Source organism: Neisseria sp. P0021.S007 (assembly GCF_051956855.1).
Genome location: NZ_JBQCXA010001414.1, coordinates 1 through 485, shown reverse-complemented (window position 1 = coordinate 485; position 485 = coordinate 1). Strand labels below are relative to the sequence as shown.

1 pseudogene is annotated in these 485 nt (G+C 45.4%); it reads right to left on the bottom strand.

The features are described from left to right. Positions 1–233 (bottom strand): annotated as a pseudogene (locus ACTHUR_RS19455) (class I SAM-dependent RNA methyltransferase); the annotation flags it as partial. Between the last annotated feature and the right edge of the window lie 252 nt (positions 234–485).

The following is a 485-nucleotide window of genomic DNA, read 5'->3' as shown; positions in this document are numbered from 1 at the left end:
GCCAATTTGTAGATATCGTGTTCATTGCGATAACCACCTTTGGTCAAGCGCAGCAAAACACGGCTGGCAACGCGCGAATACAGGTTGATGCGATACACCTGCTCCATCGTGCCTTTACATGCCACACCGCCGTCAACAGCGCGGATATCCTGACATACCATATTTTCGAGTTCCTGCGTCAAAGGCACTTCCAAACCGCGAGGACAAGTGATAAAAAGTGAATAAACCGTCATATAAAACCTTTCCGGGTAGAGCTATCCGAACCACTCGGATAACAAACAAAAACAATATTATAGCCGAAAAACCAAAGGCCGTCTGAAACTTCAGACGGCCTTTGAATAAAGCTTGCTTAGTGATCCAAACTGTCGGTTTCAACCTTAACCGCTTTATCGGTTTTATCTTCCGGCAAAACCAAGTTCAACAATACCGCCATAATACCGCCTGCGGAAATTGAGTTTTGGAACAATACCGGCAGGTTTTTGAAC